General features: G+C 74.1%; 9 protein-coding genes and 1 pseudogene. 3 read left to right on the plus strand and 7 right to left on the minus strand.

Features of this window, described 5'->3' with window-relative positions:
* A complete protein-coding gene (gene metE / locus ACF089_RS20225; RefSeq protein WP_392028354.1) occupies positions 1 to 2,325 on the plus strand; it encodes a 5-methyltetrahydropteroyltriglutamate--homocysteine S-methyltransferase in 2,325 nt (774 codons plus the stop codon).
* A gap of 52 nt (positions 2,326 to 2,377) precedes the next feature.
* Here metE and ACF089_RS20230 read toward each other — a convergent pair whose 3' ends face one another.
* From ACF089_RS20230 to ACF089_RS20245, 4 genes and pseudogenes are all read right to left on the minus strand, one after another.
* Positions 2,378 to 3,199, minus strand: coding sequence for an APH(3'') family aminoglycoside O-phosphotransferase (locus ACF089_RS20230; protein WP_392028356.1), 822 nt, complete (start codon positions 3,197 to 3,199; stop codon positions 2,378 to 2,380).
* An 11-nt stretch (positions 3,200 to 3,210) separates the two neighbouring features.
* Positions 3,211 to 3,444, minus strand: a complete 234-nt coding sequence (locus tag ACF089_RS20235; RefSeq protein ID WP_392028358.1) for a hypothetical protein — start codon at positions 3,442 to 3,444, stop codon at positions 3,211 to 3,213.
* Positions 3,441 to 5,306: a TerD family protein gene (locus tag ACF089_RS20240; RefSeq protein WP_392028360.1), complete on the minus strand. Its 1,866-nt coding sequence runs from the start codon at positions 5,304 to 5,306 to the stop codon at positions 3,441 to 3,443. Before ACF089_RS20240 ends, ACF089_RS20235 begins: the two co-directional genes overlap by 4 nt.
* Before the next feature lie 326 nt (positions 5,307 to 5,632).
* Positions 5,633 to 6,402: pseudogene (locus tag ACF089_RS20245) on the minus strand (alpha/beta hydrolase).
* A gap of 261 nt (positions 6,403 to 6,663) precedes the next feature.
* Here ACF089_RS20245 and ACF089_RS20250 point away from each other — a divergent pair.
* Positions 6,664 to 7,206 carry a DUF1707 domain-containing protein gene (locus ACF089_RS20250; protein WP_392028362.1) on the plus strand — a complete coding sequence of 181 codons (543 nt, stop codon included), beginning with the start codon at positions 6,664 to 6,666 and terminating at the stop codon, positions 7,204 to 7,206.
* On the opposite strand, the gene ACF089_RS20255 is transcribed toward ACF089_RS20250, so the two are convergent.
* From ACF089_RS20255 to ACF089_RS20265, 3 genes are all read right to left on the minus strand, one after another.
* Positions 7,126 to 7,749, minus strand: a complete 624-nt coding sequence (locus ACF089_RS20255) for an SMI1/KNR4 family protein (RefSeq protein WP_392028364.1) — start codon at positions 7,747 to 7,749, stop codon at positions 7,126 to 7,128. The two genes, ACF089_RS20250 and ACF089_RS20255, sit on opposite strands and share 81 nt — an antisense overlap.
* Positions 7,750 to 7,964: 215 nt before the next feature.
* On the minus strand, positions 7,965 to 9,068 hold the full coding sequence (locus ACF089_RS20260; RefSeq protein ID WP_392028366.1) for a winged helix DNA-binding domain-containing protein: 1,104 nt from the start codon (positions 9,066 to 9,068) through the stop codon (positions 7,965 to 7,967).
* A 665-nt stretch (positions 9,069 to 9,733) separates the two neighbouring features.
* Positions 9,734 to 11,242: an FG-GAP-like repeat-containing protein gene (locus ACF089_RS20265; RefSeq protein WP_392028368.1), complete on the minus strand. Its 1,509-nt coding sequence runs from the start codon at positions 11,240 to 11,242 to the stop codon at positions 9,734 to 9,736.
* A 599-nt stretch (positions 11,243 to 11,841) separates the two neighbouring features.
* Between ACF089_RS20265 and ACF089_RS20270 the strand changes: the two genes are divergently transcribed.
* On the plus strand, positions 11,842 to 13,293 hold the full coding sequence (locus ACF089_RS20270; protein WP_392028370.1) for an amidase: 1,452 nt from the start codon (positions 11,842 to 11,844) through the stop codon (positions 13,291 to 13,293).
* Positions 13,294 to 13,316: the final 23 nt, after the last annotated feature.

A 13,316-nucleotide genomic window follows, 5' to 3' on the forward strand; every position in this document is an offset into this window, starting at 1 on the left:
GTGACAGCGAAGTCCGCAGCCGCGGCAGCACGGGCCACCGTGTACGGCTACCCCCGCCAGGGCCAGAACCGGGAACTGAAGAAGGCCGTCGAGGGGTACTGGAAGGGCCGCGTCACCGCCGACGCCCTCCGGGAGACCGCGGCGGATCTGCGCCGGACGAACTGGCGTCAGCTGGCCGACGCCGGCGTCCACGAGGTGCCGACCGGCGATTTCTCGTACTACGACCACATGCTGGACACCAGTGTCATGGTCGGGGCTGTCCCCGGGCGGCACCGCGCCGCCGTCGCGGCGGACGCCCTCGACGGCTACTTCGCCATGGCGCGCGGCACCCAGGACGTCGCGCCCCTGGAGATGACCAAGTGGTTCGACACCAACTACCACTATCTGGTGCCCGAACTCGGCCCCGACACCGTCTTCACCGCCGACCCGTCCAAGCAGGTCGCCGAGTTGACGGAGGCCCTCGCGCTCGGGCTCGCCCCCCGCCCGGTCCTCGTCGGCCCCCTCACCTATCTCCTGCTGGCCAAGCCCGCGCCCGGCGTCGCCGCCGACTTCGAACCGCTGACCCTGCTGGACCGGCTGCTGCCGGTGTACGCCGAGGTCCTCGCCGATCTCCGCGCGGCCGGCGCGGAGTGGGTCCAGCTGGACGAGCCCGCCCTGGTCCAGGACCGCACCCCGGCCGAGCTGAACGCCGCCGCCCGCGCCTACCGCGACCTCGGCGGACTGACCGACCGTCCGAAACTGCTGGTCGCCTCCTACTTCGACCGCCTCGGCGAGGCCCTGCCCGTACTGGCCAAGGCCCCCGTCGAAGGGCTCGCCCTCGACTTCACCGAGCGGGCCGCCGGCAATCTCGACGATCTCGCCGCCGTCGGCGGACTGCGCGGCAAGCGCCTGGTCGCGGGCGTGGTCAACGGCCGCAACATCTGGATCAACGACTACGAGAAGTCCCTCGCCACCCTCGGCACCCTGCTCGGTCTCGCCGACCGCGTCGACGTCGCGGCCTCCTGCTCCCTGCTGCACGTCCCCCTCGACGCCGGGGCCGAACGCGACATCGACCCGCAGATCGCCCGCTGGCTCGCCTTCGCCCGGCAGAAGACGGCCGAGCTGGTCACCCTCGCCAAGGGACTGGCCCAGGGCACCGGCGCGATCACCGCCGAACTCGCCGCCAACCGGGCCGATCTGGCCTCCCGCGCCGGATCCGCCCTCACCCACGACCCGGCGGTACGCGCCCGTACCGCGGCCGTCACCGACGCCGACGGCCGCCGCTCCCAGCCGTACGCCGAGCGGACCGCCGCCCAGCGGGACCTGCTCCGGCTGCCGCTGCTGCCCACCACCACCATCGGCTCGTTCCCGCAGACGAACGAGCTGCGCACCGCGCGCGCGGATCTGCGCGCCGGGCGCATCGACACCCCCGGGTACGAGGAGCGCATCAAGGACGAGATCCGCGAGGTCCTCGCCTTCCAGGAGAAGGCGGGCATCGACGTACTGGTGCACGGCGAGCCCGAGCGCAATGACATGGTCCAGTACTTCGCCGAGCAGCTCACCGGCTATCTCGCCACCCAGCACGGCTGGGTCCAGTCCTACGGCACCCGCTATGTCCGCCCACCGGTCCTGGCCGGGGACATCTCCCGGCCGGAGGCGATGACGGTCCGCTGGACCTCGTACGCCCAGTCGCTCACCGAACGGCCCGTCAAGGGCATGCTCACCGGCCCGGTGACCATGCTCGCCTGGTCCTTCGTCCGCGACGACCAGCCGCTCGGCGACACCGCCCGGCAGGTCGCCCTCGCCCTGCGCGACGAGGTGAACGATCTGGAGGCCGCGGGCGCCTCCGTCATCCAGGTCGACGAACCCGCGCTCCGCGAGACCCTCCCGCTGCGCGCCGCCGACCACTCCGGCTATCTCGCCTGGGCCACCGAGTCCTTCCGCCTCACCACCGGCGGCGTCCGTCCGGCCACCCAGATCCACACGCACATGTGCTACGCGGAGTTCGGCGACATCGTGCAGGCCATCGACGATCTCGACGCCGACGTCATCAGCCTGGAGGCCGCCCGCTCCCATATGCAGGTCGCCCGCGAACTGGCCGCCCACGGCTATCCGCGCGAGGCCGGACCGGGCGTCTACGACATCCACTCCCCCCGGGTCCCGAGCGCCGAGGAGGCCGCCGCCCTGCTGCGCAAGGGGCTCGAGGCCATCCCGGCCGAACGCCTCTGGGTCAATCCCGACTGCGGCCTGAAGACCCGCGGCTGGCCCGAGACCCGCGCCTCCCTGGAGAACCTGGTCGCCGCCGCCCGTGAGATCCGCGCGGGGCTGACCGCCGAGAACGCCTGACCACCGGGCCGGGGCGGGCGCCCGCGCGGCGCCCGCCCCGGCCGGGCATCCGCTAACCCCAGGTGAGCGGGTCGAGATGGAGGTAGAAGCTCAGCCGGTCGTGATCGAGGTCGACGCCGTACCGTTCGGCGAACGCGGCGTCGGCGTCCCGCGCCCGTGTCTCGTCCGGCCAGGTCTCCCGCGCGTTGGCGAGCAGCAGGGACAGATCGGCGTAGCGGTCGGCCCGACCGAGGCGGCCCAGATCGACGAAGCCCGTCACCTCCAGGGTCTTCGGATCGAGGACGATGTTGGGCAGGCACAGGTCCCCGTGGCAGACGACCGGGTCGGCGGCCTCCTGGTCCCGCCGGAGCGGGATCGCCGGCTCCAGCCGGGCCAGCAGTTCCCCGGGCGGGGTGTCCCGCTGCCCGGCGGGGAGGAACTCCGGATTCACCGCGTCGCGGGCCACGACATCGCGGGCCGCGGCGACCATCGCGTCCAGGCCGCGGCCGAACGGGCACTGCTCCACGGGCACCTCGTGCAGACCGCGCACCGCGTCCGCGACGCGGTCCCAGGCGGCGCGCAGCTCCTCGGCGGACACCCGGTCGGCGGGGACGCCGGGGACGGCGCTGGTCACCAGGCGGGCTCCCGTGCCGTCGGCGTGCCAGTCGAGCACCCGCGCCCCGGGTACGCCCCGGTCGCCCAGCCAGGCGACCCGGTCGCGCTCGGCCTCCAGATCGGCCGTGTCCTCGGCGGAGACGCACTTGGCGTACCGGGCGCCGTCGGCGCTGCGGAAGACGGCGGCCGCCGACTCCCCCGCCGTGACGGGCAGCCAGTCGCCCTCGGCCGGCGGCGACGGCGACGGCGGCAGGCTCCGGGGGCTGGAGTGATCGCGCATGTCTTCCTCTCTCACGCGGTGCGGGGTTCGGCGGTGGTCCACGCGGCGGCCGCGCGGGCGGGGCTCAGTACGGAGCCGTACGACTTCTGACGGCGAGCGCGGCGGCGTACGGACGCGGTGCGGCCGACCGCGGGTCCGGTCCCGCCCGGTCCCGCCCGGTCCCGCCCGGCCCGGCCCCGCCCGGCCCGGCCCGGGACGGCCCGGGACGAGCGGGCCCCGGCCCCCTCGACGTACGCCGTCGTCATCGCACGTCGACGCCGTGCGCCCGGGCCAGTCCGTCGAGCCCGTCGGCCCAGCCCTGGCCGATGGCGCGGAGCTTCCATGCGGGACGGCCGTTCCGGCTGTGCCGGTACAGCTCGGCGACGACCATGGCGCGTACGTCCGGATCGCTCGGCGGCCGGAACTCCCAGGCGGCTCCCGTGCCGCACTCCATGCGCAGGGCGGCATGGGTGAGAGCGCCGCAGTCGAGGCCCGATTCGACGTTCATGTTCACCGCCACGGCGATGCGCCGGACCTGTTCCGGCAGCGCGGCCAGATGGATGCTGGCGCTCTCCACCGTGCCCCGCCCCTCCGGATGTCTGCCCAGCAGCCGGGCCGCGCCCCCGGCCGCGGAAGGCTGGTTGTAGAAGACGAAGTCCTCGTCGCCCGAGACCCGTCCGTCGCCGTCGGTGAGGAAGAGGGTCAGATCGGCGTCCGCCCCCGCGAAGCCGAAGGTGATGAGCAGGCCCTGCCACGCCTCCTCGGGAAGCGTCAGATTCTGTCCGGGGACGAGTGTCACCGCGGTCTCCCGCGCGATGACGACCGTGGCGGCCGTCGGCGAGGCGGCGATCCCCTCCCGCCACTGGGCGAAGGGCATGATCCAGTACGGGTCCGACGGCGGCTCGGGATCTCCGTACGCGGTTCCGTCGTGGAGCCCGATGTTCAGACTGGCCAGGGTGGATCCGCCGGAGTCCGGATCGTCCTCGGCGTGGTCGAGAAGGGACCGGAGGCCGGGCAGCCGACGGGTGTTCAGCGGCTTGACCGTGCTGGAGACGTTCCCCGTCGCGGTCTTCCGCACCGAGCAGAGGACGTCCTCGCCGATGTCCAGGAACCTCAGCGCGTCGTCGGCCCCCTGCCACGCGGTGCTCTCGACGGACCGCCGGGTCCAGTGGCCGTACGCCACCACGCCGAGCCGCCGGGTCTCGGGCATCCGGGTCAGCACGGCCAGATTGACGGCGGTGATGCCCGGAGCGGTCGCGAATCCCTCCTTGAGGGTGGCGATGACATTGGACCCCATGACGGTGAGCCACCACTCGGTGCGTTCGCGCTTGTTGAGATCTCTCAGCGTCGGCCGGCCCGCCGGGGTGAGCCCCGGGGCCTGCGCGGGCAGCGAGTCGAGATCCGGCTGCCGCATCACCACGGACATCACGGAGCCGTCGACCCCGACGGCGCACCCCGCGGCCGGATTGTCGGAGAAGGCGGCGTTCACCGCCTCGCAGACGGTCTCCTCGTCATTGCCCGTCAGCGCCCGCCACCACTGATCGGCCTCCGCCGTCAGCCGTTCGTGCGCGTTGCGCAGACGTGCCCGCTGGTCGGCCAGATAGACGGGGGCGTCGCGTTCCGCCCGTTCCCTGCCCGCCGCCCGTTCCGCCCGGGCGAACATCCCGACTCCCCGCAGATGGAAGGCCTCGGCCTCGGCGCGCGCCCACTCCGGTCCGAGCATCGGCGGTCCGGCGACGACCGGCGGGCGGGACGGCGGGAAGGTCCGCAGATGCACATGGGTCATCCGCTGCCGGAGCTGCTGGAGTTCGACGATGGCCGCGTCCCGCTGCACCTCCTGTTCGGCCCGTTCGGCCCGCCGCCGCGCCCGGTCCAGCTCCTCGGCCGACGGGGCGGCATCCCGGGCCGGCGGGGTGCGCCGGGTGCTGGTGCCCGGACGAGCCGGACGTGCCGCACGCGCGGGCGCGGCCGGGCGCGGCGGCGGCGAGGACGGCCGGGGCGGCGGCGCCGGGGCTCCCTCGTCGCTCCCGCCGATCCGGGCCACCCGCGAGCCGACGGCCACCCGCACCCCGCGCGTCGACACCCGGACGCTCATCCCCGGCACCCCGACGTGAAAATCGAACCCCATGGCTCATCCCTCCCTGGCGGAAGTCTGTCACCACCGGGGCGTGGGAGCCTCATGAGCTGGAAGGGAGCGGTGGACGGCCGTGTCGACCGCGGTACGCCCGGGCCGTCCCCCCGGCCGGCGCTCTGGCGCGCCGGCCGTGGCAGGGACGACTCTTCCCGCGCGGACTTGGGCACGGTCCATGGGCGGGCCGTGCCCGGCGGACGGGAGTGATTCCCGCGTACGGGGTCGGGCGCGGGGTCGGACGTCGGACGTCGGAGGGGACGCGATCAAGGTGTCGCGCGCTCGGGAGGGCCCCGGAGGGGCCCGGAGGAGGTCCCGGGGAGCCTTCAGGAAGCGCCGGGGGCGCCGGGGCGCCGGCCCAGGTGCCGGGTGAAGAACCGCAGCGCGCTGTCCAGTTCGTGCGCCGGGACCTCCGCGTGCCCGCCGGGGTTGGCGTGCAGTGTCTTCTCCGCCGAGGCGAAGAGGTCGAAGAGCGCCAGACTCGCCGCCCGGGGCACCCTCTCGTCGTCCCACTGCGCCAGGAACTCCAATGGAACGGTGATCTGCCCGGCGGCCCCGGCCGAGGTGTCCACCCCGTTCAGACCCAGCACGGCCGCGCGGATCCTGGGCTCGGCGGCGATGAAGGGAATGCCGAGCGCGCAGCCCAACGACACCCCCCAATAGCCCACCGGACCGGCGCCGACCCGGTCGAGTTCCTGTACGGCGTCGAGCACCGCCCGCCATTCCGGGACGCTCTGCGCGGCGAGGAGCGCGTGGAACTCCGCGAGCACCGGAGCCGCTTCCCCTCCGGTGCGCATACGGTCCCGCAACTCGGCGATGACCCGGTCATGGTCCTCCTCGCGCGGCCGGTCGCCGTGCGCGGGCGCGTCCACGGCCACGGCCGCGTATCCGCACTCGGCCGCGAAACGGCGGGCGCGCTCCGCCATGCCGGGGGCCTTCTTGTGCTGCCCGCCGCCGTGCCCCAGCAGGATCAGGGGCCGGGGCCGGGGACGCCGTCGGGAGTCCACAGCACACCGGGGACGTCACCGAAGGCGGAAGAGAGGGTGAAGAGCTGTTCGGTGACGCCGTCGGACGACGTGCGGGAGATGAAGCGCATCTGCGTTCAAACCTTTCGGGGTGCCTGTCGCGGGCGCTCCCCGGCCCATGCGGAGGAGGGAGTCCCGACCTGTCACAGCGTTGATCGGTCTCACCTCCTCGACACGCACGGGCGTTGGCGGCGCTGAAGCTATCACAGCCGGGCCGCACCGGCGCGCTGTCGCGCCGTATCACCAGGGCGTGATCCCGACCGGACTCTGCCGCTCAACTCCCCCGGGGCATGGGCGTATTCGGCTCTCCGGCGCGGCAGTAGAGTGAGCGCGTGACCGCTCTGCCGGACGACCGGCCGCCACTGATCAGCGAAGACGACCGCGACACGGCCGTACGGCGACTCCAGGAGGCGTATGCCGAAGGGCACCTCTCGCACGAGGACTTGGACGAGCGCCTCCACCAGGTGCTCACGGCGGGGAAGCACAGCGAGATGGCGTCCGCGCTGGACTCCCTCCCGGCGGAGAGCCCGGTCACCACCTCCGCCATCACCGCCGGCACCGGACTCATCAAGCGGCGCGGCGCATGGCGGGTGCCTCGGAGCCTCAAGGTCGAGTCCGCGTTCGGCAGGGTGCGCCTGGACCTGTCCCGGGCCGTCCTGGAGCACGGGGCCGTCGACATCGAACTGCAGCTCGGCACCGGCAGGGCCAAGGTCACGGTGCCTCGCGACACCGTCCTCGACATCGAGGATCTCCACACCGGCTGGAAGCCCCTGCGCTACAAGGCCCCGCGCCGCTCACGCCCCGGCGGGCCGAGGATCCGGATCTTCGGGGCGATCGGGCTCGGCCGGCTGACGATCCGGCACGCGCGCCGCTGACGCGCCCCGGAGTGAGCCGGTGTGGACCGCCAGCGGTCCGGCGCCCCGGGTGAAGGCTTCGGCCAAGGCGCCCAGGAACTCGCCGAGCGATCCGTACCCGGGGGAGGCGAGCGGCTCCGGCGGCTCACCGGCCGCCTGGCTGAAGGCCGCGAGCCGGCCCCGGGCGTCGATCGCCAGGCCGCTCCACGGGGCGAGGGAGTAGTCGTCGACGGCGAACGGAATCCACTCCTCCCAGTACTGATCGGCGGTCCCTCGCGCCTCCCGGACCGTCGAGATCTCCCGCAGCGGCAGCAGATGGCGCTCCGCGAGCAACAGGCCCGGGTGCCGCTCGTCGGGGTCGCGGTCATGGGCTGAGGCGTCGACCGTTCCGTCGCACACCGTCAGCAGTGCCACCAGGTCGGCGGGCAGGCGCACGCCCAGCTCGTCCTCGGCGGTACGGACCTCTGCCATGGTCGCGCCCGGCCGTAGCGTGGCGTGCGAGGCGGGTGCGTGCACCGCCAGCCAGTCGGTCACAGCCGCCCAGGCGAGTGCGATGTCGCTCATCATGTCCTCCGTATGTCCTGCGTCGGGGCCGGCGTGGAGAGGGGCGGGACCGCCCGGCGTCCACCGGCGGACGCCCCCCGCGTAGCCGGATCCCAGTGAACTCCGTCGAGTCGAGTCCCGCGGGCGAACGCCGCCTGACGCGGCCCCAGGCGTCGTCGAGACCGCGCTCGTGGCGGTCGGCGGCGCCGGAGGCCGGCCGGGCCGGCGTGGGCCGCTCAGCGGGGAGAGCCGTCGATCCGCACCCGCCGGCTGTCGCCGTCGGAGAGGAACGACGCCATCGCCTCCCCCTCCTCGGCGACGGCGGTGCGGTCGGCCCGGGAGAACCGGCCCAGCGGGGCGACCGCCACGGTGTCGTCGTTTTCGACGGTCCAGGTCGCGGCGACGCGGCCGTCGACCAGGACGACGCGGGCGCCGGCGACCGAGAGTCCCCGGTGGGCGTCGTCGATGATCCGGGTGCGGTCCTGGTAGCCGAGGACGGCGTTGTCGAACGCGGGGAGGAAGCGCACCGGGGCCGGGGTGTCGGGGTCGGGGCGCGGCGCGTCGGGAAGGTCCAGCAGTTCCCGGCCCCGCTCGTCGCGGAAGGAGACCAGTTCCTCGCGTACGGCGGCGACCGCGGCGGGCAGTCCCGCGAGGCCGCACCAGGCGCGCAGGTCGGCCGAGGCCGCGGGGCCGAACGCGGCCAGATAGCGCCGTACGATCGCCTCGCCGACGGGATCGGTTCCGGCCGGGGCCGGCGGGTCGATCTCGCGGCCGAGCCAGGACGAGAGGGTCGCGTTGCGCACTCCCGCCCTGGTGCGCCAGAGTCCGCGCGGCGGGAGCTGGACCATCGGGACGAGGGCGGCGACCAGCATCTCCCCCAGCGCCCGCCGGCCCGGCGCGGGCCACCGCTCGCTCACCGCCCGAGCCAGCTCGGTCATCGTGCGCGGCTCGCCGTCGGCCATCACCGCCCGGCCGGCCTCCGCCAGCTCTTCGAGGTCCACCCCGTCGAGATCCTGGCGGTAGACCCCGAGGACCCGCTGGCGCAGCATGGCGTCGTGGCGGGCCCGCCAGGCCAGGGCGTCGTCGGCGGTGACGAGGTGGACGGTGCGGCGCATGAGATGGGTCCGCACCACGCGCCGTCCGGTCAGCAGGTCCGAGAGGACCGACGGGTCGAACGCGCGCAGCCGCGACCAGAGTCCGATGAAGGGCTCCTGCGGTTCCTGCGCCTGGAGTCCGCCGAGGGCGGCGACGGTGTCGAGCACCGGCGCGTCGGCGCGGGCGAGCAGCGACTGCCGGGCCAGGGCCGCCCGGTTGAGCGCCCGGTTGTCGAGAACGGTCATCGGGTCGCCCCTCGGCACGCTCGCCGGCCGATCGCGGACGCTTCGGCGCGCCCCCGGCGGTCGGGGGAGGGCGGGGCGGTCCGCTCGCCGACGGGAGTCAGGGGCGGCGCGGTCGCGGCGGTGGGGCCCTGGAGGCAGTCATCGTTGTCTGGCACAGAGAGACAGTGTCAGGAGAAGCGGACAGCTGGTGACCGCGTCTCGGGTCCTGAGGGCATCGGATTGCGGGATTCCGTCCGTCGGGTTTCGGGCGACCGGCCCTGGTGCCGTCGGAGCGAGGAGGTTCTCGATCCGTCCGCGGCCGGTGTGCCCGGCCCGCCCCCGGGCGGAGTCCCTCGCGGCACTCGGCCCGGATCGCCGCGGGCTCGGCCGGGAGTGGTGGCCGGCCGGGCCCGGCAGCCGCCGCCGGGTGTGACGCCGGTGGCGGTGCCGTCGTCCGGCCGGTATCCGCAGATCGTCTGACCGGCGCGGGTACGGGCCTGCCGCCCGCCTCGGCAGGCGGCAGGCGGCAGGCGGCAGGCGGCAGGCGGCAGGCGGCAGGCGGCAGGCGGCAGGGTCGCGTACCCGCCCCCGGGTCTGACGGGGCGAGGCGTGGTCGACACGGGGCGTACGGCCCCACGCCCCCGCCGGGCGGGCGGCGGGCGGTCCGGGCCGCCCGGCCGCGCGTGTCAGCGCCGGTAGTTGTTCGCGTTGTCGAAGGCGTACCCCAGCGCGCTGTCCCGGGCCGCCGCCGTCCCCAGGGCGCCGTGGCCGAAAGCGGTCGAGCCGCTCGCGGTGGGGCCGGTCCTCGTTCCCTTGAAGACCCAGACCGATCCCGCGCCCCGGTTCTCGCCGACTGCGCCGACGATCAGCTCAGGGCGTTGGTCGCCGTTCAGATCGGCCAGTGCGGTGGAGTGGCCGAAGGCGTCCTTCGCCTCGGCCGCGCCCGGCACTCCCGCGGTGTTCTGGGTGAAGAGCTTCGCCCCGGTGGCGGTCGGCCCCTTCGCGCCGCCGCGCAGGAGCATCACGGCTCCGGCCCCCTCCGCGCCGCCCGCCTTCTTGCCCGGGAGGCCCGTCGCGATGTCCGCATAGCCGTCGCCGTCCGCGTCGGCCACCGAGACGCCGGAGCCGAAGTAGTCACCGTACGCGGCGGCGCCCGGCACCCCCTCGGTGTTCTGGGTCAGGACCACGGCCTTCGAGACGACCGGCCCCTTCGCCGAGCCGGGGAAGAAGACGATCCGGCCGCCCTTGCCCACGTCCAGGTCGGTCTCGCGGAAGTCGTCGCGGCCGACGACCACATCGGCGTACCCGTCTCGATTGACGTCGCCGACGTCGACATTGTCGCCGCCCGGTGTCGACCGGTCGTTCACATGCTTCCGGAGGATCTTCGGCTGGGCGGGGAGCCCCTTGGCCGTGCCCGTCCACACGGCGGTCTCCGGGTGCTCGTACAGATCGGAGTGGTAGCGGGCGGCCACGAGGTCCGCGCGGCCGTCGCGGTCGACGTCCCCGGCGGCCAGGTCGGTGATCCTGTCCTCCTCGTTCACGACGCGCGCGCTCGCGGCGGGTGAGCCGTTCCGCTGAAAGGGTCCGAACAGCACCCGCAGCCGGCTCTGGCCCTCGGTGACGGCCACGTCCTGGTCGCCGTCGCCGTCGAAGTCGCCCACCGCGAGGGACTTGCCGAGCCAGGAGTGGCGGTCCGCGCCCTCCAGCAGGGTCGCCCCGGCGGAGAGCCCCTTCGGCCCGCCCCACAGCACGGAGACCGAGCCCGCCTCCTGGCGGCCGGGGCCGGGGGTGTCCTTGAAGGCGCCGACCAGCAGATCGGCGTATCCGTCCTGGTCGAGATCGCCGCCGGCCAGCGCGGAGCCGTACCGGTCACCGGGGGCGGCGGTCCCGGGAACGCCCGGCGCGTCCTGGTGGAACGTCTGCTTCCGCGCGGTGACCGGCTGGGTCCGCGAACCGAGGACCACCGAGACATGGCCCGCCTTCGCCGTCCGGCCCGCGGTCCCGCCCGGCGCCGCGACGGCGAGGTCGCTGATCCCGTCGCCGTTGAAGTCGTTCGGCTTCGCGGCGGCCTTCTTCGGGGCGGCGGCGGGAGGAGCGGCGGCGGGGGCGGCGACCGCCGTGGGAACGGTCAGCGCGGCGACGGCCGTGACGGCGACGGCGAACACCGTTCCGCGGAGCGGTCGATGTGAGGTCATGATCAGCCTTTCGACGGGGCGGCTCGGGGGCGCGGAGCACTCCGCGCGTCCGGCGGACGACCCTTGTGACCCGTGGGACGCCGAAAGGGTTGCGCACCGCCGGGAAAGTCGAACAGCCCTGTTTACGGCCGCAGTTGGGAAGCGGGAAATACGCGCCTCTCCTGCCGCACGTCCGGCAGGCGCTGCGCGCCCGGGCCTCGCCCAGCCGTCTCGTTCCGCCTCGCTCACTCTATGAGGTCAGATCAAACCCGGAGGCGGGTCGGAACCGCCGTGCACAGCACACGGGTTCCGTGGACGGCGACCCGTGCGATCGGGCTCGGCTCCGGAGCTTTCGCGTCCGGTCGTTCACGGGCGTCACGGTGCGGGGCGATCGTCGCTCGGGGCGGGCGCCCGGGTGATTTCGCCGCCGGCCGGGGCGCGTTCGTCGTGCACCGTCTCCGCGGGCGGGTCTGGCCGTCGCGGGTCGCCCTGACGTCCTCGGTCCATGCGGTCGGGCGAACCTCCTTCACCGGAGGGCGATATGACGAGAAGCGTTATCCATCCCATTGCGAGAATCGGCGTTTCGTGGCCTGCCGCGGAGGCCGGTAGCGTCGAATTCCATGGAATGGAGCTTTCGAACGGCCGAAGAGTCGGCGGCCGCATTGCGTAACGGTGAAGTGACCTCGGCGGAACTGACCGATGAGGCGATAGCCCGTATCGAGCGCGACGACGGAGCGGTCAACGCGATCTGTGTGCCGGACTTCGACCGGGCGCGGGCCGCCGCGCGCGGCGCCGACCGGGCGCGCGCCCGCGGCGAGGTCCGGCCGCTGCTCGGTATTCCGGTGACGGTCAAGGAGTCCTACGACATGGCCGGGCTGCCCACGACCTGGGGCATGCCGCAGCACCGGGACCATGTGCCGGCCGAGGACGCCGTACAGGTGTCACGGCTGAAGGCCGCGGGCGCGGTGGTGCTGGGCAAGACCAATGTGCCCGTGGGGCTGCAGGACATCCAGAGCTTCAACGAGATCTACGGCACCACGAACAATCCGTGGGATCACGATCGCACCTCGGGCGGATCCTCCGGAGGATCGGCGGCGGCCCTGGCGTCCGGATTCGGCGCGCTGTCCATCGGCTCCGACCTGGCCGGTTCGCTGCGCACCCCCGCTCATTTCTGCGGCGTCTACGCGCACAAGCCGACGCTCGGACTGGCGGCGACCCGGGGTATGGCCGTGCCGCCCGCACCGCCGTCGCCGGTCGATCTCGACCTCGCCGTCGTCGGTCCGATGGCGCGCACCGCCCGTGACCTCATGCTCCTCCTCGACGTCATGGCCGGGCCGGACCCGCTGACGCTCGGCAAGGCGCACCGGGTGACGCTGCCGCCCGCGCGCCACGAGCGGCTCGCCGACTTCCGGGTCCTGGTCGTCGACGAGCATCCGCTCATTCCGACCGGGGCCGCCGTGCGGGCGGGCGTGAACCGGGTCGCCGACGCGCTCGCCGACGGCGGCGCCCGCGTCGAACGGCACACTCCGCTGCTGCCCGATCTGACCGAAGCCGCCGTCGTCTACATGCAGTTGCTGTTCTCGGGCTCTGTCGCCCGCTTTCCCGTCGACGCCTACGAGCAGTTGCGGACCCGCGCCGCCGGGCTGCGCGCGGACGACCGGAGTCTCGACGCGGCGCGGCTGCGCGCGATGGTGTTCAGCCACCGCGACTGGATCGAGACCGACAACCGCCGCGAGCTGCACCGTCACGGCTGGCGGCGGTTCTTCGCCGAGTTCGACGCCGTGGTGTGTCCGATCACGCCGACTCCCGCGTTCCCGCACGACCACCATCCCCAACCGCTGGAACGCCGGATCGACATCGACGGCGTCGGGTACCCGTACTTCGACCAGCTCGTCTGGGCCGGTCTGGCCACCATGCCCGGCCTGCCCGCCACCGCCGTGCCGGCGGGCCGGACCTCTGACGGCCTGCCCGTGGGGGTGCAGCTGATCGGCCCGATGTACGAGGACCGCACCCCGCTGCGGCTGGCCGAGCTGCTCGAACAGCGGATCGGCGGCTTCCGGGCGCCGGGGTAGGGCGTACTGCCGCGACCGGCCCC

It is taken from the genome of Streptomyces sp. NPDC014894, from assembly GCF_043080985.1.
Classification (GTDB): domain Bacteria; phylum Actinomycetota; class Actinomycetes; order Streptomycetales; family Streptomycetaceae; genus Streptomyces.